This window comes from Nonomuraea sp. NPDC004580 (genome assembly GCF_040609855.1).
GTDB classification, from domain to species: Bacteria; Actinomycetota; Actinomycetes; order Streptosporangiales; family Streptosporangiaceae; genus Nonomuraea; species Nonomuraea salmonea.
Window position 1 is genome coordinate 12,559 of sequence record NZ_JBEXLH010000035.1, and the last position, 25,527, is coordinate 38,085.

Sequence of the window (25,527 nt, forward strand, 5' to 3'; positions counted from 1 at the left end):
CGCCGTTCGTCCCTACGAACACCGTTATGCAAGGAGTCGCCCCATGACCGTGACCGCACCTTCGGCGCAGACCGAGCTACAGCCCTACCGATGGCGCTGGGTCGCCCTGTTCGTGATCCTGGCGGCCGAGGTCATGGACCTCCTGGACGCGCTCGTCACCACGATCGCCGCCCCCACCGTGCAGAAGGAGCTGGGCGGCTCCGACAGCCTCGTGCAGTGGCTCGGCGCCGGCTACACGCTGGCGATGGCCGTCGGCCTGATCACCGGCGGGCGTCTCGGCGACCTCTACGGCAAGAAGCGCATGTTCGTGATCGGCGCCTGCGGCTTCACCGCGGCCTCGCTGCTGTGCGGCGTCGCGGTCAGCCCCGAGATGCTGATCGCCAGCCGCGTGTTGCAGGGCCTGTTCGGCGCGGTGATGATCCCGCAGGGGCTGGGGCTGATCAAGGAGATGTTCCCGCCGCACGAGATGGGCAAGGCGTTCGGCATGTTCGGGCCCGTCATGACGATCTCGTCCGTGGGCGGTCCCGTGCTGGCCGGCTGGCTGGTCGACGCCGACTTCTTCGGCACCGGCTGGCGCATGATCTTCCTGATCAACCTGCCCCTCGGCCTGGCCGCCGTCCTCGCCGCGCTGCGCTACCTGCCCGAATACCGCTCCGCCGGCGCCACCCGCCTCGACCTGCCCGGCGTCGGGCTCGTCTCGGTCGCCGCGTTCCTGCTCGTCTTCCCGCTCATCCAGGGCCGCGAGCTGGGCTGGCCGGCCTGGACGTTCGTGTCGATGGCCGCGTCGATCGCGGTGTTCGCCCTCTTCGGCCGGTACGAGGCCCGCCGCGCCGCCTCGGGCCGCGACCCGCTCGTCACGCCCAGCCTGTTCCGCAGGCGGGCCTTCACCGGCGGGCTCGTCGCCGGGCTCGCGTTCTTCTCCGGCATGATCGGCTTCAGCCTCGTCTTCAGCCTCTACACCCAGCTCGGCCTCGGCTTCAGCCCGCTCGAAGCCGGCCTGGCCGCGCTGCCGCAGGCGCTCGGCGGCGTCGTCGGCTTCGGCATCGCCATGTCGGGCCTGCAGGAGAAGCTGGGGCGCGGCCTGCTGCAGATCGGCACCGTCGTCATGGCCGCCGGCGCGGCCACGCTCGCCCTGACCATTCACCTGGCCGGCACCGACGTCGGCACACTGCAGCTCGCCCCCGGGCTCGCGCTGGCCGGCATCGGCATGGGGCTCACCATGGCGCCGTTCTTCGACATCGTGCTCGCCGGCGTCGAGCCGCACGAGTCGGGCTCCGCCTCCGGCACGCTGACCGGCATCCAGCAGCTCGGCGGCGCGTTCGGCACCGCGCTGCTCGGCACGCTGTTCTTCAACATGCTGGCCGGGCAGTGGAGCTTCGGCGCCGCCATGCAGGTCACCGTGTGGGTCGAGGTGGGGCTGCTGGCGCTGACGTTCGGGCTGTCGTACCTGCTGCCCCGGCACGCCCGTCCTGAGCAGCAGGCCGCGTGAGGCGGGTCAGGGTGCGGCGGTGTGGTGCTCGGCCCAGCGGGCGATGTCGCGCCGCTCGATGGCCGCGGCCATGAGATCGGGGAAGGCGTCGGGTGTGCAGGCGAACGCGGGCACACCCATCGCGGCCAGCGCGGCCGCGTTCTCGTGGTCGTAGAAGGGCGCCCCCTCGTCGGACAGCGCGAGCAGCACGATCACCTGGACGCCGGCCTGCGTCATCGCCGCCACCCTGCGCAGCATCTCCTCCCTGATCCCGCCCTCGTACAGGTCGCTGATCAGCACGAAGATCGAGTCGGCCGGGCGGGTGATGAGGCCCTGGCTGTAGGCGATGGCCCTGTTGATGTCGGTGCCGCCGCCGAGCTGGGTGCCGAACAGCAGCTCCACCGGGTCGTGCAGCCGGTCGGTCAGGTCGGTCACCGCCGTGTCGAACACGACCAGCGACGTCTTCAGCGACCGCATCGACGCCAGCACGGCGCCGAACACGCTCGCGTACACCACCGAGGCCGCCATCGACCCGCTCTGGTCGATGCACAGCACCACCTCCCGCTGCAGCGACCGCTGCCGGCGCGCGTAGCCCACCAGGCGCGAGGGGACGACGGTGTTCTTCTCCGGCAGGTAGTTCTTCAGGTTCGCCCGGATCGTACGGTCCCAGTCGATGTCGGCCGTGCGCTTCGGCCGGTATGTCCTGGCCGACCTGTCGAGCGCCCCCGACACGGCGGCCCGCGTCTTCTGGGTCAGCCGGCGCTCCAGCTCCGCCACCACCGTGCGCACCACCGCCCTGGCCGACTCTTTTGTCTGCTCTGGCATCACCTTGTTGAGCGCGAGCAGGGTGCCCACCAGGTGCACGTCGGGCTCCACGGCCTCGAGCATCTCGGGTTCGAGCAGCAGCCTGGTCAGGTTGAGCCGCTCGATCGCGTCCTTCTGCATGACCTGGACGACGGTGGACGGGAAGTACGTCCGGACATCGCCCAGCCACCGCGCCACCCGCGGCGCCGACGCCCCCAGCCCTCCTTCCCGCCGGTCCGCCCGTCCGCCCTCGCCGCCCCTGGCCCCGCCGTCCCGGCCGCTCTGGTCGTAGAGCGCCGCCAGCGCGCCGTCCATCTGCGCGTCCTCACCGTCGAGCGCGCACCCGGTGCCGTCGGCGGCCCCGCCGCCGAGCACCAGCCGCCACCGGCGCATCCGCTCATCCCGCTCACTCACCGGCCCTGCCCCCTCCCCCGGTCGCGTTCTGCGCCGTTCTTCCCAGGATCGACAGGACGGTCGCCACCGCCGGGGCGGCGCGGTGGTCGTCCACGTCGTGCCGGCCAGGCCCGTCGTCGCGGCCCGCTGAGCGCAGGCGCTCCCCCACGGCCCGGCGCTCGGGGGGCGCGAACGCGCCGAACGTGCGGCGCAGCAGCGGCAGCACGTCGGTGAACTGCTCGCAGGACAGCCCGGTCAGCCACTCATCGACCAGCCCCAGCAGGCGGGGGTCGTGCACCAGCAGCAACCCGCCGCCCGCCAGGAACCCCTCCACCCACGCCGCCGCCCGCGCCGGCGCCTGGCCCCGGGACATCGCCCTCGACATCCGGTCACCGGCGTCGTGCAGCTCACCCGCGTCCAGGAGGATTCTCATGAGCCGGCCTTCGATCAGGCCGTGCAGGTCCTGGCGTTCGCTGATCGCGCGCAGCGTCGCCATCCACCGGCCCCGAGGCGCCCCTTCTACGGCAGGTCTGTCGGCGTCGAGGAGGGCGACCGCCGAGTGCACGGCGTCCACGTGTTTGAGCAGGTCGGCCGCCGCGTCGTCGTCCAGCCCCGTCACGGCGACCGGGAGCCCGACGCAGATCCGTTCGAGCATCGACCGGACGATCACCGCCAGCCCCTCCGCCGGGGTGCCGCGCACGTCGCCGTAGCGGTGTGCCCGCACCATCGCGGGCAGCGCCGCCATCAGCCGGGTGACGTCGGTGTCGAGCGCCGCCTTGGCCGACAGGGCGGCCAGCACGTCCGGCAACGCCTCCGGCAGGTCGGCCAGCAGGCACTGCTCCACCAGCCCCGTCAGGTCCGCCAGCGCCGCCGACCCGGACGCCGCGAGGTCGCGGGCGCGCCGCCCGGCGGCGGCGACCACGGTGGTGCCGAGGGCGGCGTGCTCGATGAGCGCGAGGTCGTGCTCGGGCCGCCAGCGCAGCGTCCACGTCTCCCTGAACGTGCCCTTCCCGCGCGCCTGCCCCGGCGTGCCCCAGCCGACCGCCAGCAGCCGCAGCCGGTGCAGCAGGTGACTGCGGTCGAGGTCGAGCGGTTTGCGCAGATCGAGGTCGATCTCCCGGTCGAGCGCCTCGGGCTTGAGCTTGAGCCTGCGCTGCCGGTCGCGCAGGTCGCGCTGGAGCGGCACCATCGGGATGCCGTCGGGGACGTGCCCGAGCCGGTCACCGACCACCATGCGCCGCTGGATCAGCTCGACCGCCAGGTCGTCGCCCTCGCACAGCACCGCCCTGGCCGCCTCGGTGACCTCACCCAGCCCCGCCAGCGGGCGGCCGCGCAGGGCGGCGAGGCTCTCGGCCAGCCGTACGGACTCGATGACGTGCGCCGACGACACCGCCGGCCCCTCGTCGCGCAGCACCGCCGCCGCCTGCGCCAGCCACCGCTCGATCGGCCGGTCCCCGGCCTCGAACAGGTGGTGGTACCAGCCCGGCGAGGTGATGCCCGCGCCGTAGCCGCTCCACGACGCCAGCCGCCCGTACGTCCACGGCACCCACGTCAGCTCGACCTTCGCCCTCGGCAGGCCGCGCAGCAGCGCGTTGTCGGCGGTGGCGGACGGGAAGGGCCCCGTCAGCGCGGGCACGTGCCAGGCGCCGCAGATCACCGCGATCCGGTCGTGGCCCTGCTTGATGGCCGCGCGGATGGTCTTGCGCATGGACGCCTCGCGCGCGGCCTCCCGCTCGTCCGGCCGGTGCCCCTCGCGTACGGCGGACATGGCCTCGGCGATCACCGCGAACGGCGTGTCACCGCCCCGGTGCTCGACCACGTCCTCCCACCAGCGCTCGGGATCGTCGTAGCCGGCCGCCGCGGCCAGCGCCCCGATGGGATCGACGGGCGCCGCGCCAGGGGCGGCTGGCTCGTCGGTCGCGGCGAGCGAGTGGGCGGCGGGCAGGTCGCAGAAGCGGACGGGGACGCCGGCCGCCGTGCCGTACCTGATCGCCTGCCACTCCGGCGAGAACGCGGCGAACGGCCAGAACGCCGCCCGCGACGGCGCCCCGGGCACGTGCGCCAGCAACGCGACCGGCGGCTCGAGCCCGCAGGCGTGCGCGACGAGCGCGTCGGCCTCGGGCGGCCCCTCGATGAGGATCGCGCCGGGCCGCAACCGCTCCAGCTCCCGCCGCACGGCCCGCGCCGACCCTGGCCCGTGATGCCGCACCCCGAGCACGGAGACCCTCTGGGTGGTCATGACACCTCGCGGCAGGCGCGGTAGAAGTCGTGCCAGTCCGTACGCTCGCGCACGACCGTCTCCAGGTATTCCCGCCACACCACCCGATCCGACACCGGCTCCTGCACCACCGCCCCGACGATCCCGGCCGCCACGTCGGACGCCCGCAGCACCCCGTCGCCGAAGTGGGCGGCCAGGGCGATGCCGCTGGTCAGCACCGAGATGGCCTCGGCGGTCGACAGGGTGCCGCTGGGCGACTTGAGCTTGGTGCGGCCGTCCTCGGTCATCCCCGCGCGCAGCTCCCTGAACACGGTCACCACCCGCCGGATCTCCGCCTGCCCCGTCGTCGTCTCGGGCAGTTCCAGCGAACGGCCGAGCTGGGCGACGCGGCGGGCGACGATGTCGACCTCCTCGTCGGCGGTGGCGGGCACCGGCAGCACGACGGTGTTGAACCGGCGGCGCAGCGCGCTGGACAGCTCGTTGACGCCCCGGTCGCGGTCGTTGGCGGTGGCGATGACGTTGAAGCCGCGCTCGGCCTGGACCTCCCTGTTGAGCTCGGGGATGGGCAGCGTCTTCTCCGACAGCACGGTGATCAGCGCGTCCTGGACGTCGGACGGCATGCGGGTGAGCTCTTCGACGCGGGCCACCCGGCCCTCGGCCATGGCCCGCATGACCGGCGACGGGGTGAGCGCTTCGAGCGACGGGCCCTCGGCCAGCAGCCGCGCGTAGTTCCAGCCGTAACGGATGGCCTCCTCCGCCGTGCCGGCCGTGCCCTGCACGAGCAGCGTCGAGTCGCCGCTGATGGCGGCGGCGAGGTGCTCGGACAGCCAGGTCTTCGCGGTGCCGGGCACGCCGAGCAGCAGCAGCGCGCGGTCGGTGGCGAGGGTGGCGACCGCGACCTCGACGATGCGGCGCGCGCCCACGTATTTGGGGGTGATGCGGTCGCCGTCGCCCAGGATGTACGTGGTGACGGCCCACGGCGACAGCTTCCAGCCCGGCGGCCTCGGCCGGTCGTCGTCCTTGGCGAGGACGGCCAGCTCCTCGGCGTACTGGTCTTCCGCGTGCGGGCGCAGAACGGTCATCGGTGGAGCTCCTTGTGCATGTCAGCGCGGAAACGCAGCAGGGCGGCGACCTTCTGGACGGGTTCGGCCGGGGAGAAGTCTTCGGCCAGCTCGTGCAGGTCGGGGTCGATGTGCTCGCCGGCCAGCTTGACCAGCTCGGCGAGGTTCCACGGCTGCGTGGTGTTCACTTTCACGATCTTGCGGAGGACGGCCGTCGCCAGGCCCGCGCCCCAATGGGACGACACCCCGCCGAGCACCATGATGAGCTGGCTGTCGAGGTCGTGCTCCGCGACGAACCTGGCCGCCAGCTCCTGCTGCTCCGCGGGCGGCAGGGCCACGAGCAGGTCGGCGATCGGGTCCCAGCCGAACATGGCCCGCGCCCACTCCGGGTCGCGCTGCAGCACCGCCGCGCGCACCCAGGCGCCCTTCACCTCGACGTCCCAGTCGGGGATCTTCATGGCGAGCAGCCGGGCGGGCGGGTGCTCCCAGACGGAGAGCGGGGCGCGGGCGATGATCTGCTGCAGCCACCAGGCGCGCTCGCCGGTGCCGCGGGGCGGCTTCTGGCGCACGCCGTCGCGTTCCATCTCCTTGTCGCAGGCCGTGGGGGCCTGGACGGCGATGGCGTCGCCGGTGATCGTCACGCGGGCGCGCAGCCTTTCCGCCATGCGCCGGGACATGCGGGACTCCGGCAGGCGGGTCAGCAGGTTGGCGGCGGCCTGGCGCACCTCCCTGCGGCGGTCGTCGAGCGCCTCCTCCAGAAACGGCTCGTCGTCCATGCTCAGCCCCTCGGCCAGCACCTCCACGAACCCGGCCCGATCGTCCGGCGACTCCTGCTCCCACGTGCTCTCCAGCAGCTCCCTGGCCTGGGCGGGATCGGCCGCCCTGAGCGCCGTCAGATGGGCCCGCCGGTCGGCCGCGCCGCCCAGCTCCCACGTCTCGCCCGTCGGCTCCTCCAGCAGGTAGTCCCAGCCGGGGTTGAGCCCGGCCAGCCAGCGCCCCCGCTGCCCGGCCAGCACGCCCAGATGCGCCCGCATCGACCGATCCCGCCGCCCGCGCTCCAGCAGGTCGGGCAGCACGTACGGTGGCACGATCCGGCCGGTCGCAGCCGCGGCGGCCAGCCACTCGGGCAGCAGCCGCTCATGCTCACCCCCGAGAATCCGCCGCAACCGCTCCGCCGCCCGCCTCCCCACAAGCCCCCGCTCCTCCGGAGCCGCACGCCCGGCCACCCGCCCCGCATCGGCGGCATCCGCCTCACCGGGTACACGGCCCTCGCCGGGCGCGGAGGGTTGTGGCGGCTCGCCGGGGGTTCTGGTGCCCGCTCGCCGGCGTACGGACTCCACGGCGGCTGCTTCCAGCAGGTCGCCGGGGTATGGGCGGCGGTCGGTGCCCACGAGCGCGGTCGAAGCGAGGTCGTCCCAGCCGGTCACAGGATCACCGTCGTTCCTTCGTCGTCCCAGGTGGCCAGGGGGCGCAGGCCGGACGGCGTCCATTCGGCGGCCACGGTGAGCGGGTGCCCGCCGGAGACGGCGATGAGGCGCCAGGGGTCGTGGGAGCGCGGATGCAGCGGCAGGCCGCCGATGGTGCGCCGGTCGGGGATCACGCCCGTGAGAACGAGCGGCCACGACTCCGTCCACGGGTCCTCGGCGAGCGCGCGGGCGATCTCGTCGAGGGCTTCGGCGGGCGTCATCCCGGAGGGCACGTGCTCAGGCCCCTCGGCGGACATGGCCGGAGTGTGGCGGGTCGCCACCAGGGCGCGGAGCGGGGCGGCGCCCGGGTAGTAGGACAGGTCGGCGTCGATGGCGGTGCCTGTCACCAGGGAGGCGTCGAGCGGCTGCCCCTGCGGCGCGAAGGACAGGATGAGGGCGGCCCGTCGCGTACGGCGGCCGCGCAGCCACACCCGGCGCGCGGTCAACCGGTCCTGGGTCTCGTCACGCCGCCCCAGGACATGCCACACATCCCGGACCACCGGCCCCGTCAGCACCTCCTCCTTGGTCACGGGGAACCCGACCCGGATGAGAACCGTACGCGCGAGGTCCGGCGGCAGCTCAGCCCTCCTGCGGTAGGCGACGGCTAGCAGACTGAGCAGGGCGTACTCCTCCAGCAACCGCCCCGGCCACCCCTCCTCGGCCCGTACGCGCGACAACCGCGACACCACGCCCGCGACGCCCGGCGCCTGCGCGTCGATGAGCCGCTTGGCCAGCCCCTCCCAGTCATGCTCGGCCACCACCGCCAGCCCCTGCCGCACCTGGTCGGCCAACCACCGCTCCAGCTCGGCCAGCCCAGCGGCAACCCGCCCATGCCGTACGGACTCCGCCCCGGTCGCACGCGAGCCACCCCGCCCGCCCGCACTCACCTGCTGGGCACCGCTCCCCACTCCACCGGCCTCGCTCGATGCCTCATCGTCACCGACCGCGCCGCCGCCATCAGGGCCCGCAAGGGTTGCCCCAGCGGCGGTCTGCTCAGCGGCGACCCAATCGGCGTCGACCTGCTCAGCGGCGGCCTTCCCGGCGGCGGTCTGTTCGGCGGCCGTTGTGTCAGCGGCCGTTGTGTCGGCGGCGGTCGCGGCGCGGGCGGCGGACTTGGCGGCGCGTTCGGCGCGGCTGCCGAGCCACTCCGTCACCCACTGCGGCGCGCCCGTCTCGGCCGGGACCGCCTCGTCGGACCACAGGAGCAGGAGCCCCAGCGCGTGCTTGCACGGGAACTTGCGGCTCGGGCAGCTGCACCGGTAGGCGGGCTCGCTCAGGTCGACGCACGCCAGGTAGGGCGTGGACCCGCTGCCCTTGCACTCGCCGTAGACGACCCTGCCCGTGTGGCCGCGCACCGGCCATTTGGCGGGCGTGGCCACGCCCTGCGCCGCTTTGCGGGACGAGGCGTCAGGGGCGAGGGCGAGGACCTGATCACGGCTCCACCGTTCGATCACCTGCCGCAGACTAGCCAGCCGCACCGACAATTCCCGGCCTCGTTTCCCACCCGTGACCAGCCCCACGACGCCCTCCGCCCGGACCGGCCCGATCCATGTGTCGCGCGGGCGCCTAGACTCGCTCTGTGGAGTTGCGGATCTACCCCGACGGCCCGTGCGTCGAAGTGGCCGACGAGGCGGCGGCGCTGGCCAGTCCGCTCGACGGTCAGCTCGTTCTCGACGGACGCTTCCTGCGCAGAGACGTCACCGGCGCCCCCGTCGCCTTCGTCGAGCGTCCGCCCGTCGCCGCCGCTCTCGACCTGCTGCCGCATCCCGAGGGCGGCTGGTTCAGGGAGACGTGGCGGTCGCCGGTGACGTTCACGCCGGACGGCTATCCGGGGGAGCGTGCCAGCGCCACCGCCATCTACTTCCTGCTGCACCCGGGCGAGGAGTCCGTGCCGCACGTGGTGCGCTCGACGGAGCTGTGGCTGTGGCATCGGGGCGGGCCGCTGGCGCTGACCATCGGCGGCTCCGTCGTCACCCTGGGGCAGGACGTCGAGGACGGCCAGGTGCCGCAGGCGGTCGTGCCGGGCGGGGTCTGGCAGTCGGCGCGCCCGGCCGGGGGCGAGGCGGTGCTGGTGAGCTGCGTGGTCTCCCCCGGCTTCGACTTCGCCGACTTCTCCGCCTGACACCCGACGCCACCGGCGTACGTCGCGATGGCCGCGGCCGGCGGGCTCGGTCTGGGCCTGCCTCTCGGCGCCGCGTGTCACTCCTGCCTGGTTTCCAGCGCCGGATATGGCTTCCCAGGGCCTGGTGACGGCTGGGGCGAGGTGGTCAGCGTCGGGTCACCTTGGGTTTTTTGCGGCGAGATGATTGTCTGGCCGGAGGAACTATGAGGAGGGCAGCGGTGAGCCGTCAGATCGTTTCCATCGTGGGGGGCAAGGACGCGGAGGCCGCGTCCACGTACGACTCCGTCAACCCCGCCCGCACCGGCGAGGTCGTGGCGAGAGTCGGGCTGGCCGACGCCGACACGTTCGCCGCCGCCTGCCGTACGGCCAAGGAGGCCCAGCGCGAGTGGGCCAAGGTGCCCGCGCCGGTGCGCGGCCGGGTGATCGCCTCCATCGGGCGCCTGGTGGAGGCCAACGCCGAGCGGCTCGCGGCCCTGGTGACCGAGGAGATCGGCAAGCCGTACGGTGAGGCGCTGGGCGAGGTCAGGGAGATCGTCGACACCTGCGACTTCTTCCTGGGCGAGGGCCGCAGGCTGTACGGGCAGACCGTCCCGTCGGAGATGCCGGACAAGAACCTGTTCACCTTCCGCACCCCGGTCGGGGTCGCGGCGGTGATCACGGCGGGGAACTTCCCGGTGGCGGTCCCGTCGTGGTACCTCGTGCCGGCGCTGCTGTGCGGCAACGCGGTGGTGTGGAAGCCCGCCGAGTACGCCGCCGCGTCCGCGCACGCGATGTACCAGCTGTTCGTGGCGGCCGGCCTGCCCGACGGCGTGCTGAACGTCGTCTTCGCCGACGGCGCCGAGACCTTCAGGGGCCTGGAGCTGGCGCTGGGCGCGGGCAGCGTGCAGAAGGTGGGCTTCACCGGCTCCACCGAGGTGGGCAGGAAGGTCGGCGAGCTGGCCGGGCGGCACCTGCAGTCGGCCTGCCTGGAGCTGGGCGGCAAGAACCCGATGGTGATCATGCCGGACGCGGACCTCGACCTGGCCGTGGAGGGCGCGCTGTTCTCGGGCTTCGGCACGGCGGGCCAGCGCTGTACGAGCCTCGGCACGGTGATCGTGCACGAGAGCGTCCACGACGCGTTCGTGGAGCGGTTCGCGCGGGCGGTGGAGTCGGCCAGGATCGGCGACCCGCGCGAGGAGGTCCTGGCCGGGCCGCTGCTCGACCGCAAGTTCGCCGACCGCTACGAGGAGTACCTGACCTGGATCGAGCCGCACCACCGCGTGGTGACGGGCGCGACGGGACGCATCACGAAGGACAGCCCGCGCGGCGGCTTCGACGGCGGCGATGGGCTCTACTACCACCCGGTGGTGGTCGACGGGGTGCGGCCCGGTGACCGGCTGTTCATGGAGGAGACGTTCGGCCCGATCGTCGGGGTGGCCTCGTTCGCGACCATGGACGAGGCGATCGAGCTGGCCAACCTGCCCGGTTACGGCCTGTCCAGCTCGATCTACACGACCGACGCCCGGCACGCCTTCCGCTTCCGCGAGGGCGTCTCGGCGGGCATGGTCAGCGTCAACAACTCCACCTCGGGCGCCGAGGCGCACCTGCCGTTCGGCGGCAACGGCAAGTCGGGCAACGGCAGCCGCCAGTCGGGCATGTGGGTGCTCGACCAGTTCACCCGCTGGCAGGCGATGAACTGGGATCACTCGGGCCGGCTGCAGAAGGCGCAGATGGACGTCGCGGAGATCGTCCCCGACCTGGACTTCCGCCTGGCGTGAGACGAGAAGAGCCCCTCGCTGATGCGAGGGGCTCTTCTCGTGAGCGGGATCAGACCTGGCCGGCCTTCTCCAGGGCGGCGCAGCAGGTGCTCACCAGCAGGCGGGTGACCACGTACGGGTCGACGTTGGCGTTGGGGCGGCGGTCCTCGATGTAGCCTTTCTTGTCCACCTCGACCTGCCACGGGATGCGCACGGACGCACCGCGGTTGGACACGCCGTAGGAGTACTTGTTCCACGGGGCGGTCTCGTGGTGGCCGGTCAGGCGCAGCTCGATGTCGGCGCCGTACTGGGAGACGTGCTCCATCGGCTTGTCGCCCTCACCGAGCGCCTCGCAGGCGGTGATGATGGCGTCGTAGCCCTCGCGCATGGCGCGGGTGGAGAAGTTGGTGTGGGCGCCGGCGCCGTTCCAGTCGCCGCGGGCGGGCTTGGGGTCGAGGGTGGCCTCGACGCCGAACTCCTCGGCCGTCCTGTAGAGCAGGTAGCGGGCGACCCACATGTGGTCGGCGGCCTCGACGGGACCGGCCGGGCCGATCTGGAACTCCCACTGGCCGGGCATGACCTCGGCGTTGATGCCGGAGATCTTCAGGCCGGCGGCGAGGCAGCGGTCGAGGTGGAGCTCGACGATGTCGCGGCCGAACACGGCCTCGGCGCCGACGCCGCAGTAGTAGTGGCCCTGCGGGGCGGGGAAGCCGCCCTCGGGGAAGCCGAGCGGGCGGCTGCCCTTGAAGAAGGTGTACTCCTGCTCGATGCCGAACCAGGACTCCTGGTCGGCGTACTGCTCGGCGACCGGGCGCAGCTGGGCGCGGGTGTTGCTGGAGTGCGGCGTGCCGTCGATCTCCTCGACCTCGCACAGCACGAGCTTGTTGTCGCCGCCGCGGATGGGGTCGGGGCAGACGAAGACGGGGCGCAGCACGCGGTCGGAGGAGTGGCCCTCGGCCTGGTTGGTGCTGGAGCCGTCGAAACCCCAGACCGGCGGCTCGGCTCCGTCGGTCAGGATCTTCGTCTTCGAGCGCATCATGGCGGTGGGCTCGGTGCCGTCGATCCAGATGTACTCAGCCTTGTAGCTCACGGCGGTCCTTTCGGGGTTCTTCTCAGCCACGCCGAGTCTTACGGACAGCCGTTTCCCGCTTTTTGCCCGAATGTGAACGTCGTGTTAATCAGGTCTCCGTCCGTACGCTCCCATCAGGCATGACCGTGACAGTGGTGTTGGGCCCGCCGGCACCGCACTGGGGCCCGTTGGGGAAGCGCTCCTTGGGGGTGACCCGCACCGTACGTTCGAGCAGCGGCTTCGCCTCCGCGTCCCGCAGCGTCAGCCTGACCTCCACCGGCCGTGCGGGCAGCCCGGCGAAGGCGCCGAAGCCGTGCTTGTCGCCGGTCGGCACGGCCGTCACCGAGCAGGTGTCACCGGAGCAGGTCTGCTCGCCCGCCCGCGTGGCGGGGAACAGCTCGGCGCGCGCCCGGCGGCAGGAGCCGTCCCAGCAGACCTCCAGGCCGGCCTCCTGGGCCCGGGCCGCGAGCGGCGCTCGTACGGCGACGCCCACGCCGACGGGAGTGCCGATCGCCGTGCACTCCACCGTGGTCGAGCAGGCGGCGCAGGCGAGGAGGAGGGCGGCCAGGGGCGCGCGGAGCCGGTGCACATCCGTAAGACGGAGGGCAGCGGGCGGCGGTTCACGGAGCCGTGCGACCATCGACTCGGGGGGATGGACATGCATGATCTGTGGTTCGGCGCGTTCCTGTCGCCGGAGGCCGAGGGGCGCGAGCGGCTGCTGCGCCACGTGACGCTGGCCGACCGGCTCGGCCTGGACCTGGTCGGGGTCCAGGACCATCCGTACCAGGCGGGGTTCCTGGACACCTGGACGCTGCTGTCGGTCATCGCGGCCCGCACCGAGCGAATCCGGCTGGTCCCCGACGTGGTCAACCTGCCGCTGCGGCCCCCGGCCGTGCTGGCGCGCGCCGCCGCCTCGCTCGACCTGCTCAGCGGCGGCCGGGTGGAGCTGGGGCTGGGCGCGGGGGCGTTCTGGGACGCGATCGCCGCGATGGGCGGGCGCCGCCTGTCGCCTGGCGAGTCGATCGAGGCGCTGGCCGAGGCCGTCACGGTGCTGCGGGCGCTCTGGACGCCGGGCGAGCCCGTCGTGTTCGAGGGCAACCATCACCGGCTCGACGGAGCCGCTCCGGGGCCGTTCCCCGCGCATCCGATCGGCATCTGGATCGGCGCGATCAAGCGCAGGATGCTGGAGCTGACCGGGCGGATGGGCGACGGCTGGCTGCCCTCCTCCTTCTACAGCCCGCCCGACGCGGTGGCCCGCCAGACGAAGGTGCTGGACGCCGCCGCCGAGGACGCGGGGCGCGACCCGGCAGGCATCCGCCGGATCTACAACGTGGGCGGGACGTTCTCGCCGCTGCCGGGGCGCGGGTTCCTCGACGGGCCCGCCGCGCTGTGGGCCGAGCAGCTGACGGAGCTGGTGTTCGAGGTGGGGATGACCGGGTTCGTGCTGGCGCCAGGTGAGGACGCCGAGCGGGACCTGCGCACGTTCGCCGAAGAGGTGGCGCCTGCCGTACGCGAGGCCGTGACCAAGGAGCGCGGTGAAGCCGAGCCCATTCCCGAGCGGCCCATTCCCGAGCGGCCCATCACCGAGCGGCCCATTCCCGAGCGGCCCATCACCGAGCGGCCCGTCACGCTGACCCCGCTCGACGACCTTGACGAGGCGGGCCGGCCGCACGCGCCCAGGCAGGACCCGGCGGCGCTGACGCCCGAGCAGGTCCGGCTCGGCCGTCACCTCGTGCAGGTGCACGACGGCTACCGGCAGGAGCTGCGGCAGGTCCAGGACGCGGTGGAGCAGGTGGCCGCGGGCCACGCCGGCACCGGCGCGCTGCGCTCGGCGATCAACCGGCTGAGCGTGCGGCAGAACCACTGGACGCTCGGCACGTTCTGCGCCACGTTCAACCGGCTGCTGACCGTGCACCACACGATCGAGGACGAGTCGATGTTCCCCGCCGTCTTGGAGCGCGACTCGACGCTGGCGCCGGTGGTCAAGAAGCTGGAGCAGGAGCACGAGGTGATCGCCGAGCTGCTCGACCGGCTCGACGCCGCGTGCGTGGCGCTGCTGGCGGACCCGGCCGCGATCGAGCAGGTCAGGGCCGAGGTGGACCGGCTGGTGCGGGTGCTGTCGTCGCATTTCGCGTACGAGGAGGAGGAGCTGGTCGAGCCGATCGCCCGGCTCGGCATCCGCGTCTGAGCGCCGCTCAGGCGCGGTCGTGCTCCGCGTGCGCGCGGCGCAGCAGTGCGGCCAGCCGCTCGTCCGCGGCGAGGTCGCGGTGCTTGGGCGGCAGGTCGGCCAGCCTGGCCTCCTCGGAGAGCAGCCGCCGGTAGATCTCCTCGCGCACCTCGGGGTCGTGCTCGACGTCCAGGTACTGCTGGGCGTGCCGGCGCACCAGGGACACCACGTTGCGGGCCCGGCCCCTGGGGCTGGCCAGCGAGGCGACCACGGTGACCAGCAGCACGCCGATGATCACCGTCAGGGACAGCCCGATGCTGATCTCGACCACCTTGACCGGCTGCCCGTCGTTGATGAACGGCACGTTGTTCTCGTGCAGCGCGTGCAGGATCAGCTTGACGCCGATGAAGCCGAGGATGGCGGCCAGGCCGTAGCTGAGGTAGATGAGCCGGTCCAGCAGGCCGTCGATGAGGAAGTAGAGCTGGCGCAGGCCCAGCAGGGAGAACGCGGTCGCGGTGAAGACGATGTAGACGTTCTGGGTGAGGCCGAAGATGGCGGGGATCGAGTCGAGTGCGAACAGGATGTCGGTGCCGCCGATGGCGATCATGACGAGCAGCATCGGGGTCATCACCCGGCGCCCGTCCCGTACGGTGAACAACTTGTCGCCGTCGTACTCGTCGCTCGTCCGCAGCAGCCCGCGGGCCACCCGCACCATGAGGTTGTCGGGCGAGTGGCTCTCCTCCCCCTCCGGCTTGAGCAGGTTGCCCGCCGTGAGCAGCAAGATGAGGCCGAAGACGTAGAACACCCAGGCGAACAGGTTGATCAGCGCGGCACCGACCAGGATGAACCCCGTCCGCGCGAGCAGCGAGAACACGATGCCGAACAGCAGCGCCTTCTGCTGGTCGGCGCGCGGCACCTTGAAGCTGGCCATGATGACGAGGAAGACGAACAGGTTGTCCACCGAGAGCGCCTTCTCGGTGACGTAACCGGCGAAGTACTCGGCGCCCGCGTCCGAGCCGCCGAACCACCACACGCCGACGCCGAACAGCAACGCGATGCCGACGTACAGGGCGGACCAGACGGCGGCCTCGCGCAGGGCGGGCACGTGCGCGTGGCGGACGTGGAAGAAGAAGTCGAACGCCAGCAACGCGACGATCCCCAGGATCGTCAGCCACCACACCGCTGCGGATACGTCCATCGGGCTCCCCTACGGGTGCCGGGCGTCGTGGGGGCTTGCGCCGGCCTTGCGCGTACTCGTCGTCGCAGGTGGTACCCGGTACCGCGTTCTCCGAACTCGATAGCCTCGCGGGAAAGAGCCCACAGAGAGGACCTTTCGGGTGTCACACCACGTCATCGTCATCGGCGGCGGCATCGCCGGCGCGAGCGCCGCCTTCGCGCTGGCCCGGCGGGGAGCGGCCGTCACGGTCGTCGACCCGGGCCTGGCCGGGCAGGCCACCGCGGCGGGCGCGGGCATCATCTCGCCGTGGGTCTCCACGGCCGAGGGCCCGTTCTACGACCTGTACGCCGCCGGCGCCGCCTACTATCCGGAACTCATCGAGCTGCTGGCGGAGGCGGGGGTGCGGCGAACCGACCACCGGCGGACCGGTTCGCTGCTCGTCCACGAGGACCCGGCGCGGCTGGCCGAGGCGCGGGCCCGCGTGGAGGCGCGCGCCCGCACGGCCGGCGCGATCGTCGGCGACGTGCGAAGTCTCGGCAGCGACGAGGTACGCGCGCTGGTCCCCGTGCTCGCGCCCGGCCTCGAAGGCGTGCTCATCACCGGCGGCGGCCGGGTGGACGGCCGCACCCTGCGGGACGCGCTGCTCCAGGGCGCGGCCCACTACGGCGCTCGCCGGGTGAGCGGCGAGGCCAGGCTGCTGCCCCGCCCGCAGGGGGCGCCGGAGGTCGAGGTGGGTTCCGAACGGCTGGCGGCGGACGACGTGCTGGTGGCCGCTGGCGCGTGGACGAACCGGCTGCTCGAACCGTACGGCGTGCGCCTGCCCGTCGAGCCGCAGCGCGGCCAGATCACCCACCTGCGCCTCGACGGCGCCGACACCGGCGGCTGGCCGTCTGTGCACCCGCTGTCCCACCACTACCTGGTGGGCTTCGACGACTCGCGGGTGGCGGTGGGGGCGACCAGGGAGAGCGGCAGCGGCTTCGACGCGCGGGTGACCGCGCAGGGCCAGTGGCAGGTCCTCTCGGACGCCCTCCGCCTCGCCCCCGGGCTCGCCGGCGCCACGCTCATCGAGACCCGGGTGGGGCTGCGCCCGCTCCCGTCGGAGGACCTCCCGATCGCGGGCGCGCTGCCGGGGTCTCCCGGGGTGCACGTCGTTACGGGCTTCGGGGCGGCCGGACTGACGATGGGCCCGTACGTGGGGGACGCCATGGCCCGCGCCATCCTGGACGGCCGTCCCGCCCCCGAGCTCGCCGCCGTCGCGATGACCCGGTGACGGAGCACCATGACCGAGCCGACGTTCGACGCCGAAGGTCTCTTCGATGACGACTACCTCTACTTCTTCGCCGAGCAGCTCGACGCCCGCGCCGACGCCGACGCCGGCCTGATCTGGCGGCTGCTCGATCTGCGGCCCGGCCTGGAGGTGCTCGACCTCGCCTGTGGCCACGGGCGGATCGCCGGCCCGCTCGTTCGCCGTGGCTGCCGGGTGACCGGTCTCGACTCCTCGCGGGTCTTCCTGGAGCGGGCCCGTGCGGGCGGCGGGGCCGATTACGTCCACGGCGACATGCGGCGCCTGCCGTGGACGCGACGGTTCGACCGCATCGTCTGCTGGTCCACGGCCTTCGGCTACTTCAGTGACTCCGACAACCAGCGCGTGCTCGCGCGGGCGGCCGCGGCGCTCAAGCCGGGCGGCCGGATCGCGATCGACCTCAACAACTACGCGGCCGTCGTCCGCGGCTACCAGGCGTCCACCGTGGTCGAGCGCGACGGAGACCTGGTCGTCGAGCGGCACCGCCTCGACCTGGAGACCGGCAGGAACGTGGTCGAGCGGACGATCGTCCGCGACGGACGCGTCAGGACGGTCCCCTACTTCGTGCGGCTGTTCACCTTTCCCGAGCTGCGTGACCTGATGCTCGCCGCCGGGTTCACGAGCGTGCACCCCTTCGGCGCGGAGGGCGGGCCGCTGACGATCGACAGCCGGCGGATGATCGTGGTCGCCGGACGCTGACGCGCCGGGGCCGGGTGGTCCGCACACTGACGCGCCCGGGCCGGGTGGCCCGGGCGCGTCAGGCCGTCAGGTACGGCGGCCGGGGTCGGTGCCGTCGTAGCCGAGCAGGCGCATGGCGATGTCCGGGTCCATCGCGGCGGCCAGGAGCTGGGCGCGGGCGTGCGCCTGGTCGCGTTCCCGCTCCGCCTTGGCCTGGGCCGTACGGATGCCCTTGACGGCCACATACGTCAGCCCGGTGCCGACGATCACCGCCACGATCACCACGAACAGCAGGAGCAGCAGGCCCGGTGAGGCGATGCCAGGCGCGGTCACCGCGCCGCCCCCGCCACCGCCCCCGCCGCCGCCCCCGCTGACGGCCCCGCTGACGGCCGGGGTGGCGCCCGTGCGGCCCCCCACGGCGCCGGTGCTGCCGGTGGCGCCCGACAGCACGCCCGTGACGGCCAGCGCGGTGAGCAGGGACAGCGCCACGAGCACCAGCAGGCTCCCGACGACGAGCCACACCCTCCGCCCACGTCCCGGCCCCGCGCTCACCGCGACGGACGGCTGAGCGACGGGCTGGGCGAGCGGCGGTCCCGCGGCGGCCCACGGCACGAACTCGGGCCGATCCTGCGGCTCCCCGATCGACCCGACCGGCGGCACGATGACCGGCCCCGAGACGCCTGCTGCCGGATCGGGCACCGCGACCGGCCCTTCCCACCCGTACAGGTCGGGAGGCGTGATGGCCGGGCCGTATGCGGCGGGCGGGGGAAGCTGGGCCGGCGGGCTGGTGGGAGGCGGGCTGGTGGGAGGCGGGATGGCGGTGGCGAGCGGCGTGGGGAGGGTGCGGGCGATCGGGCTGTGGTCCTTGTGGGCCTGGGCGGCGTCCCTGTGGTACTCCTCCAGCTCCTCGTAGAACGCCTCCGAGGCGTACACCGTGCCGTCGATGAGCGGGCCGCGCTCGCCGCGGACGACCGCCACGACGTCGTCACCGTTGAGCGTCTTGTGCGTCTCCAGCGCGTGCGCCAGGCACAGCACCTCGCGCCGGTGCCGCCGCAGCAGCTCCTCGGTCTGATCGAGCAGCCGCACGAGGTTGAACTCGATGCGCTCCCCCAGCACGTCGGGCGTCAGGTCGGCCGGGCGCCTGACCGGCTCGCGGTCGGTGATGCCGATGGAGCCGCCGCCGCCCGGCCTGCGCACCGCCTTGCCGCCCGTGATCTCCAGCTCCTGGAGCGCGGGCAGGGAGGTGACGCCGGAGCCCATCCCCCAGTACGACTCCATCATGGCCGTCAGGTACGTGGCGGAGTAGAGGTCGCCGGAGACCCCGGAGGAGTTGTCCTCGCCGAAGAACATCCGCTCACCGGCCAGTGAGGCCAGGGAGACCATGATGTCGGCCTCGTGCTCGGACTTCCACCGGGTGAACTGGTCCTCGGGCTTGATCGAGGCGACCATGCCGAGGTAGTCGGCGCCCTTCTCGATGGTGGCGATGTCGATCTCGAGGTGGAAGCGGGTCACGTACGCGACGACGGCGTGGCACGCCTCGTGCACGGCCACGGCGTGCCGCTCGCGCTCGATGTACTCGACGTCCTCGGGCGGGCCGAGCTGCTTGAGCCGCTTGGCGCGCAGCACGTCGGACCAGGTGATGATCTCCCTGCCGTCCCTGATGGCGGTGATGAGCGACTCGTTGACCAGGTCCTTGATGGTGGCGCCGGTGGCGTACGGGGTGATGGTGGCGAGCTTGTCGATCTGCTCGGCGGTCAGCTCGTGCGACACCTTGTCGAAGTAGCCCTGGTAGGTGCGCACCCGCCCGGCCTTGGACGGGTAGCCGACCTTGTAGATGCGGTCGATGCGGCCGGGCCGCAGCAGCGCCTCGTCGAGCGCGTCGGGCCGGTTCGTGGCCATCATGACGAGGATGCGGTATTTGGGCGGCGGCTTGGGGCGCATGCCGAGTAGCCGGCGTACCAGGCGGTTGAAGAAGCCGCGCGGCTTCTTCAGGCCGGACAGCTCGGTGAGCAGGGCCTGCAAGGTGCCGGGGTCGCCGCTGTTCATCATGCCGCCGCCCATGAAGAACCGGCTGCGCCGCCCGGGCTCCTCCTCGTCACCATGGCGGCGGGGGCGGAAGGCGAGCAGCTGCCGGGTGGGCTCGGACAGGTAGGTCATGCCGTGACAGCCGGAGAAGCCGCCGCCCTGCCCGGGCGGCCCCTGCTGGGCGAGGCGGCCGCGCTTGCCGAGCGAGTCGGCCTCGTCGAAGAAGACGATGACGCCGCCGTAGCGCAGCGCGAGCTTGCGCAGCTTCCTGAACAGGCCCTTGACCTTGAGGATGCCGATGCCCATGAACATGTTCGTGAACGCGCCCGGGTCCACGAACACGTACGGCTTGCCGGTTTCCCCGGCCACGGCCTCGGCCATGAGCGTCTTGCCGGTGCCGGGCGGCCCCCACAGCAGCAGGCCGCTCGGCACGTACCCGCCGCGCCGTTCGATCTCGTCGGGCCGTTCGAGGAAGACGATGTTCTCGCGGACCCGCTCGACGACGTGGTCCTGCCCCCACACGTCGTGGAAGCGGGTCTTGATGTCGTCGGGGAAGTACGTCTCGACGCCGCCCCTGGACAGGAACCAGAACAGCCCGACGAACTGGATGATGATGAAGAAGAACAGGAAGAGGATCTGGAAGAGGAACGGCAGGGCCTGCCACACCAGCGCCGGCGCCTGCAGCAGCGCGGCGAACGGGCTGACGTCGAGCACCGCGCCGAGCACGAGCGCGACCAGCGTGACGAAGAAGGCGATCTTCAGCGCCCTGGCGAGCCGGAAGCGCGTCCAGTCGTCGAAACGGCGGTGCGTCCAGCGTTCGAACCCGCCGAAGACCGTCCTGCTCCAGAAGCGGTGGTAGCCGGGCGAGCGCTCGCTGATGAGGAAGTGGGCCTGCCTGACGATCTCCGCGCCGAGCAGCCAGAAGATCCACTGGTACGACCGCGCGATGCTCCGCGCCGCCTCGGGGAAGGTGATGACGCCCTCGAAGTCCGCCATCACCTTCCAGGTGAGGATGAGGTAGGCCAGCACGAGGACGATGAGGAACTTGCTCCGGTCCCAGAACTGCATCTTCTTCCTGGTCACGGAGTCCGGGTCGGTCGGGCCGCTGCCGGGCGCGCGCAGCCCTTCGTGGTGGGTGGTCGTCATGGACGGGCTCCCTCATCCAGGCAGCCGGAGCAGCTTGAAAGAACTCGCGATCTTGTCGAACTCGGCGGCGCGCTCGCGGTAGCAGGTGGAGCGGCAGCCGATGAGCATGACGGAGACCGTGGCGCCCTTCTCGTCGAGGATGGCGGTGTGGTCGAACGTCTGGACGTACGCGCCGATCTGGTAGTTGAAGCGGACGTGCACACCCCTGGCGCCGCCGTCCAGGCTGAGGACGTCGTCGCTGAGGGCCTCGAAGCGGTTGAACAGGGGCGCCTGGCCGGTCGCCATGGCTCGCTGCGCGTAGAGCGCGCGCGTCTGCTCCGTCACCGGCAGGATGAAGTCCCGCAGCCGGTTGAGGGAGATCGCGTCGCGCTGTTCGGCGGTGAGCAGGTGCACGGTGGCGTAGACGAACGGGTCGGCCGAGCCGAGCAGGTGGGCGACCGAGGGTTGCGCCGACTGGTCGAAGGCCGCCGACCAGACCCGCTGGGCCCGCAGCAGCGCCGCCTGCGAGTGGGGATGGTCGCCCGACAGGTACAGCTCGATGGGGTACGCGTCGAGCTGCTTGAAGGAGGCCGGCACCTTGAAGTAGGTGGTGCCGCCCTTGTCCCGCACGTAGGTGAACTCCGGCTGCCCGCACGCGGACAGCGTCAGGATCGCGGCCAACAGCGCGATCAACCCCCGTGTCTTGTTCACCAGGGCTTACCTCCGCTTAGCGGACCAACGGAGTGGTTGTGCCCGCTTTCTGGTGAAATGAGGCCCGATGCACAGGAGTAAATCTTGACCAAATCTTGGCCGTAGATTGGCTTCACTTGTTACAGATCGGCCGGTGACGCCCGCGAAACCGGTTGCTCGGGACTCCAACGTTCATGCAACCTCCCATTGGTTCATCTCGGGAAGTAGCGAAAGATATGAGGATCCCTTCCGACACCCGCGGAGTGAACAATGACAGAACCCGCCATGGAGACCGTCGACTCCTTCGGCATGACGGCCGAGCGGCTGTTCGCCGAGGTCTGGTCGCGCCCGGTGCTGTCGGTCAGGGAGCGCCGGCTGCTCCTGTTCGGCCTGCTGGTCGGTCAGGGCCTGCACGAGGCGACCGAGATCCAGCTCGACGTGGCCCTGCGCGCCGGCGAGCTGAACGAGCCGGAGCTGCGCGAGGTGGTCGTCTTCCTCACCCACTACGCCGGATGGGCCCGTGGCGCGAAGCTGAACGACCAGGTGGAGTCGTTGATCGAGCGGGTCAGGCAGGATCGACGCGATAGAGCGGACCCCTCAGGCTGAGCGCGTAGAGCTCGCCGTCGGGGCCCTCGCCGAACGACGACAGCTGCTCCACCTTCCCCACGTCGGCCGCGGCGTCGAGATCGTCGACGGGCGCGGCCTTCACCCATCCGGCGCAGAAGTCGCCGTACAGGAAGTGGCCGCGCAGCCACGGGATCTTCGTGCCGCGGTAGACGTGGCCGGCGATGACCGAGCAGTTACCGCCTTCCTGCAGCGAGTAGACGATCACCGGCTCGACCAGGTCGGCGGCCTCGCCGTCGCGGAACGGGCTCCTGCCCTCGCGCAGGTTCCAGCCGTAGTTGGCGCCGCCCTTCGAGCCGGCCGGCTCGCGGTCGACCTCCTCCCAGGCGTTCTGGCCGACGTCGCCGATCCACAGGTCGCCGCTCCCGCGGTCGAAGGTGAAGCGCCAGGGGTTGCGCAGCCCGTACGCCCAGATCTCCGGCCGCGCGCCGGACTTGCCGACGAACGGGTTGTCGCGCGGCACCGCGTACGGTTCGTCGCCGCGCGGGTCGATGCGCAGGATCTTGCCCAGCAGCGTGCCCAGGTCCTGGCCGTTGCCCTCGGGGTCGCCGCCGCTGCCGCCGTCGCCGAGCGCGATGTAGAGGTGGCCGTCGGGGCCGAAGGCGAGCTGGCCGCCGTTGTGATTGGCGTAGGGCTGGTCGACCTTGAGCACGTCGCGCCTGGCGGTGGCCTTGGAGCCGTCGTAGGCCCACTCGGTGACGTGGGTGTCGCCGCGGGCGTCGGTCCAGTCGAGGTAGAGCCAGCGGCCCGAGGGGTGGAAGGCGACGCCGAGCAGGCCCTGCTCGTTGCCGGTGCTGACCTCGCGGGACAGGTCGACCACCGTCGCGCCGTCGGAGGTGCGCAGCCGGCCGGTCTGCTCGGCGACGTAGAGGCGGTCGTCGTCCTCGCGTACGGCCATCGCCACCGGCTGCTCCAGCGTGGCGATCTCGGTGAACCGCAGCTCGCCGCTGGACGGCGGCGAAGGGGTGGCGGCCTCGGAGCTCTCCGGGCTCTGGGCGGCCGACGGCGTCACCGGGGCCGGGGCGGCCGGCGTGCAGGCCAGCAGGGCACCGGGCAGGAGCGCGAACGAGAACACGGCCACGACGAGGCGCACGGCCTTCATCCTGCCACGAACGTTAGGGTTCAGACATGCCTACCGCACTGATCACCGGCGCCACCTCAGGAATCGGCGCCGCCTTCGCCCGGCGCCTGGCCGCCGACGCCTTTTCGCTCGTCCTCGTGGCCCGCGACGAGCTCCGCCTGATCCGCACCGCCGACCAGCTCAAGCTGAGGTACGGCGTGCCGGTCGAGGTGCTGCCCGCCGACCTGGCGACGGACGAGGGCCTGGCCAAGGTCGAGGCGCGGCTGCGCGACGGCGTCGATCTGCTGATCAACAACGCCGGGTTCGGCAACCCCGGCCATTTCCCCGACGTGCCGGTCGAGCGCGAGGCGCGCATGCTCAAGGTGCACTGCGAGGCGGTGCTGCGGCTGACGCTGGCGGCGCTGCCCGGCATGCGCGAGCGCGAGCGCGGTGCGATCGTGAACGTGGCGTCGGTGGCGGCGTTCTTCACGCGGGGCACCTACAGCGCCTCGAAGGCGTGGGTGGTGAACTTCAGCGAGTCGGCCGCCGCCGAGCTGCGCGACCCGCGCATCAAGATCATGGCGTTGTGCCCGGGTTTCGTCAGGACGGAGTTCCACCAGCGGGCCTCGATGGACTCCTCGGCCATTCCCGGCTTCATGTGGCTCAAGGCCGACGACGTGGTGCGCGATGCGATGCGCGACCTCGCGCTCGGCAAGCGGGTGTCGATCCCCGACCTGCGCTACAAGGCCGTCGTGGCGATCGGGCGGCTCATCCCGCGCAGCGTGCAGGCGATGGTGTCGCAGCGGATCGGACGCTGAAGGTCGGACATGAGAACCGGACGCTGAGGACCGGACGCTGAGGACCGGACGCTGAGGACCGGACGCTGAAGATGGGACGCTGGCAAAAGGCGGGCCCCCGCCGCGGGAGGGGGTCGCGGTGGGGGCCCGGACGGTCGCGGGCGTCGCCCGCGGCCGGGAATGGGAGGTCAGCGCCTCAGCGGTTGGCCTCGTGGCCGATGGCCAGACCCGAGGACGAGTCGAAGAAGTGCAGGTTGTGCGTGTCGACGACCAGGTCGATCTGCTGGCCGGGGCGCACGTGGCTGCGGGCGTTGACGCGGGCGGTCCACAGGGACTTGTCGCCCGCCAGCGGCAGCGTGCTGTCCTCGTCGTCACCGGCGTCGGCGGCGGCCACGGTGTCCTTGTGCTCGACCGGCGGGGCGTCGATCAGGAACAGGACGTTGATCTCGGAGCCCAGCTCCTCGGTGACCTCCGCCTTGACGGGCAGCGTGGCCCAGCCGTTGGCGTGGTTGCCGGCGGAGGCGGCGTCCTCGAAGTCGGAGGGGCGGATGCCGAGGATGATCTTCTTGCCGACGTACTGGTCGAGGCCCGGCTTCTCGGAGAAGGTCGACTCGGGGATCGACAGCTTGATGTCGGCGAAGGTCACCGCGGGGCCGCCGTCGCCGCGCACCAGCTCGGCGGTGACGAAGTTCATCGCGGGCGAGCCCATGAAGCCGGCCACGAACAGGTTGACGGGCTTGTCGAACAGGTTCTGCGGGGTGTCGACCTGCTGCAGGATGCCGTCGCGCAGCACGCAGACGCGGTCGCCGAGGGTCATGGCCTCGACCTGGTCGTGCGTGACGTAGACGGTGGTGACGCCGAGGCGCTCGTGCATCTGGTTGAGCGAGGCGCGCATGGAGACACGGAGCTTGGCGTCCAGGTTGGACAGCGGCTCGTCCATGAGGAACGCCTGCGGCTCACGCACGATGGCGCGGCCCATGGCGACACGCTGGCGCTGACCACCGGAGAGAGCGGCCGGCTTGCGCTTGAGGTAGGTCTCGAGGCCGAGCATCTTGGCGGCGTCGTTGACCCGCTTCTGGATCTCCGGCTTCGGCATCTTGCGAAGCTTGAGGCCGAAGGCGAGGTTCTCCTCGACCGTCATGTGCGGGTAGAGCGCGTAGTTCTGGAAGACCATCGCGATGTCGCGGTCCTTCGGCGGGAGGTGGTTGACCACCTTGTCGCCGATGGCGATCTCGCCGCCGCTGATGTCCTCCAGGCCCGCGATCATCCGGAGCGCGGTCGACTTACCGCAACCGGACGGGCCGACGAGCACCATGAACTCGCCGTCCTTGATTTCAAGGTTGAGTCCGTTCACGGCCTTGACGCCACCGGCGTAGACCTTGTCGACGTTCGTCAGAACGATGGATGCCATGACATTCCTTCGCGCTCCAGGGCTGTGGCCCGGATGTTGGTCCCGTTTCCCACTCACGTGGATACGTTTTCAAGCATCTCACCCGAAACGGACATGAGTGTCAAGGGTTACGGCGTGACCAGCCCTTGTTCTT

General features: G+C 72.0%; 20 protein-coding genes. 8 read left to right on the forward strand and 12 right to left on the reverse strand.

Features of this window, described 5'->3' with window-relative positions; all coding sequences use genetic code 11:
- Positions 1-43 precede the first annotated feature (43 nt).
- Positions 44-1,489, forward strand: a complete 1,446-nt coding sequence (locus ABZW11_RS29505; RefSeq protein WP_355423850.1) for an MFS transporter — start codon at positions 44-46, stop codon at positions 1,487-1,489.
- Between the two features lie 6 nt (positions 1,490-1,495).
- On the opposite strand, the gene ABZW11_RS29510 is transcribed toward ABZW11_RS29505, so the two are convergent.
- Genes ABZW11_RS29510 through ABZW11_RS29530 form a run of 5 tightly spaced genes read right to left on the reverse strand, consistent with a single transcriptional unit; the run spans position 1,496 to position 8,864 of the window.
- Positions 1,496-2,665 carry a VWA domain-containing protein gene (locus ABZW11_RS29510; protein WP_355424039.1) on the reverse strand — a complete coding sequence of 390 codons (1,170 nt, stop codon included), beginning with the start codon at positions 2,663-2,665 and terminating at the stop codon, positions 1,496-1,498.
- A 13-nt stretch (positions 2,666-2,678) separates the two neighbouring features.
- A complete protein-coding gene (locus ABZW11_RS29515; protein WP_355423852.1) occupies positions 2,679-4,904 on the reverse strand; it encodes a DUF5682 family protein in 2,226 nt (741 codons plus the stop codon).
- The gene (locus tag ABZW11_RS29520; protein WP_355423855.1) at positions 4,901-5,965 is read right to left on the reverse strand and encodes an AAA family ATPase; all 1,065 of its coding nucleotides are present in this window, start codon (positions 5,963-5,965) and stop codon (positions 4,901-4,903) included. Before ABZW11_RS29520 ends, ABZW11_RS29515 begins: the two co-directional genes overlap by 4 nt.
- Entirely contained in the window at positions 5,962-7,371 is a 1,410-nt protein-coding gene (locus ABZW11_RS29525) for a DUF5691 domain-containing protein (RefSeq protein WP_355423858.1), read from the reverse strand. The genes ABZW11_RS29520 and ABZW11_RS29525 overlap by 4 nt, the downstream gene beginning before the upstream one ends.
- Complete coding sequence (locus ABZW11_RS29530; protein ID WP_355423861.1) at positions 7,368-8,864, reverse strand: SWIM zinc finger family protein; 1,497 nt, start codon at positions 8,862-8,864, stop codon at positions 7,368-7,370. The genes ABZW11_RS29525 and ABZW11_RS29530 overlap by 4 nt, the downstream gene beginning before the upstream one ends.
- A 125-nt stretch (positions 8,865-8,989) precedes the next feature.
- On the opposite strand from ABZW11_RS29530, the gene ABZW11_RS29535 reads away from it, so the two are divergent.
- Positions 8,990-9,532 carry a cupin domain-containing protein gene (locus tag ABZW11_RS29535; RefSeq protein WP_355423864.1) on the forward strand — a complete coding sequence of 181 codons (543 nt, stop codon included), beginning with the start codon at positions 8,990-8,992 and terminating at the stop codon, positions 9,530-9,532.
- Between the two features lie 218 nt (positions 9,533-9,750).
- Positions 9,751-11,289, forward strand: a complete 1,539-nt coding sequence (locus ABZW11_RS29540; protein ID WP_355423867.1) for an aldehyde dehydrogenase family protein — start codon at positions 9,751-9,753, stop codon at positions 11,287-11,289.
- Positions 11,290-11,338: 49 nt separating this feature from the next.
- Here ABZW11_RS29540 and glnII read toward each other — a convergent pair whose 3' ends face one another.
- Together glnII and ABZW11_RS29550 are read right to left on the reverse strand one after the other, a co-directional pair.
- Positions 11,339-12,358, reverse strand: a complete 1,020-nt coding sequence (gene glnII, locus ABZW11_RS29545; RefSeq protein ID WP_355423870.1) for a glutamine synthetase — start codon at positions 12,356-12,358, stop codon at positions 11,339-11,341.
- Between the two features lie 88 nt (positions 12,359-12,446).
- Positions 12,447-12,926 (reverse strand): hypothetical protein, encoded by a 480-nt coding sequence (locus ABZW11_RS29550; RefSeq protein ID WP_355423873.1) that lies wholly within the window; start codon positions 12,924-12,926, stop codon positions 12,447-12,449.
- A gap of 63 nt (positions 12,927-12,989) precedes the next feature.
- On the opposite strand from ABZW11_RS29550, the gene ABZW11_RS29555 reads away from it, so the two are divergent.
- The gene (locus tag ABZW11_RS29555) at positions 12,990-14,525 is read left to right on the forward strand and encodes an LLM class flavin-dependent oxidoreductase (protein WP_355423876.1); all 1,536 of its coding nucleotides are present in this window, start codon (positions 12,990-12,992) and stop codon (positions 14,523-14,525) included.
- Between the two features lie 7 nt (positions 14,526-14,532).
- Here the strand turns inward: ABZW11_RS29555 and ABZW11_RS29560 are convergent, their stop codons facing one another.
- Positions 14,533-15,702, reverse strand: coding sequence for a TerC family protein (locus ABZW11_RS29560; protein ID WP_355423879.1), 1,170 nt, complete (start codon positions 15,700-15,702; stop codon positions 14,533-14,535).
- Between the two features lie 139 nt (positions 15,703-15,841).
- Here ABZW11_RS29560 and ABZW11_RS29565 point away from each other — a divergent pair, with 139 nt between their 5' ends.
- Both ABZW11_RS29565 and ABZW11_RS29570 read left to right on the forward strand, forming a co-directional pair.
- Positions 15,842-16,951, forward strand: a complete 1,110-nt coding sequence (locus tag ABZW11_RS29565) for an FAD-dependent oxidoreductase (protein ID WP_355423882.1) — start codon at positions 15,842-15,844, stop codon at positions 16,949-16,951.
- Positions 16,952-16,960: 9 nt separating this feature from the next.
- A complete protein-coding gene (locus ABZW11_RS29570; RefSeq protein WP_355423885.1) occupies positions 16,961-17,683 on the forward strand; it encodes a class I SAM-dependent methyltransferase in 723 nt (240 codons plus the stop codon).
- Positions 17,684-17,749: 66 nt separating this feature from the next.
- On the opposite strand, the gene ABZW11_RS29575 is transcribed toward ABZW11_RS29570, so the two are convergent.
- Together ABZW11_RS29575 and ABZW11_RS29580 are read right to left on the reverse strand one after the other, a co-directional pair.
- On the reverse strand, positions 17,750-20,833 hold the full coding sequence (locus ABZW11_RS29575) for an AAA family ATPase (RefSeq protein ID WP_355423888.1): 3,084 nt from the start codon (positions 20,831-20,833) through the stop codon (positions 17,750-17,752).
- Between the two features lie 12 nt (positions 20,834-20,845).
- The gene (locus ABZW11_RS29580; protein ID WP_355423891.1) at positions 20,846-21,523 is read right to left on the reverse strand and encodes a hypothetical protein; all 678 of its coding nucleotides are present in this window, start codon (positions 21,521-21,523) and stop codon (positions 20,846-20,848) included.
- A gap of 249 nt (positions 21,524-21,772) precedes the next feature.
- Between ABZW11_RS29580 and ABZW11_RS29585 the strand changes: the two genes are divergently transcribed.
- Positions 21,773-22,108: a carboxymuconolactone decarboxylase family protein gene (locus ABZW11_RS29585; protein WP_355423894.1), complete on the forward strand. Its 336-nt coding sequence runs from the start codon at positions 21,773-21,775 to the stop codon at positions 22,106-22,108.
- Here ABZW11_RS29585 and ABZW11_RS29590 read toward each other — a convergent pair.
- The gene (locus tag ABZW11_RS29590) at positions 22,068-23,228 is read right to left on the reverse strand and encodes a PQQ-dependent sugar dehydrogenase (protein ID WP_355423897.1); all 1,161 of its coding nucleotides are present in this window, start codon (positions 23,226-23,228) and stop codon (positions 22,068-22,070) included. The two genes, ABZW11_RS29585 and ABZW11_RS29590, sit on opposite strands and share 41 nt — an antisense overlap.
- Positions 23,229-23,254: 26 nt before the next feature.
- Between ABZW11_RS29590 and ABZW11_RS29595 the strand changes: the two genes are divergently transcribed.
- Positions 23,255-24,004: an SDR family oxidoreductase gene (locus ABZW11_RS29595; RefSeq protein WP_355423900.1), complete on the forward strand. Its 750-nt coding sequence runs from the start codon at positions 23,255-23,257 to the stop codon at positions 24,002-24,004.
- Positions 24,005-24,179: 175 nt separating this feature from the next.
- Here the strand turns inward: ABZW11_RS29595 and ugpC are convergent, their stop codons facing one another.
- Complete coding sequence (ugpC, locus tag ABZW11_RS29600; RefSeq protein ID WP_355423903.1) at positions 24,180-25,394, reverse strand: sn-glycerol-3-phosphate ABC transporter ATP-binding protein UgpC; 1,215 nt, start codon at positions 25,392-25,394, stop codon at positions 24,180-24,182.
- Positions 25,395-25,527: the final 133 nt, after the last annotated feature.